At 59.3% G+C, this 231-nt stretch carries 1 pseudogene; it reads right to left on the bottom strand.

Annotated elements, in window-relative coordinates:
- Window positions 1-199, bottom strand: a pseudogene (locus tag E1297_RS51015) (DUF4116 domain-containing protein); the annotation flags it as partial.
- Between the last annotated feature and the right edge of the window lie 32 nt (window positions 200-231).

The raw sequence follows: 231 nt of genomic DNA on the forward strand, positions 1-231 counted from the left end.
CCGCTTCGAGACACACCTCCTCCGTCCGGAAGTCTTTCGGCACATAGTACAGCGCCCCACCTTCCTGTCTCACCGCTTCGCGGCAGACCTCAGGCATCCGGAGGTCTGCCTGCACATATTGTAACGCCAGGCCGTATTGCCGTACCGCTTCGAGACACACCTCCTCCGTCTGGAGGTTTTTAGGCACATATTCCAACGCACTACCGTTCTTGCCTCACCGCCTCGAGGCAC

Source organism: Roseibium sp. RKSG952, assembly GCF_009711355.1.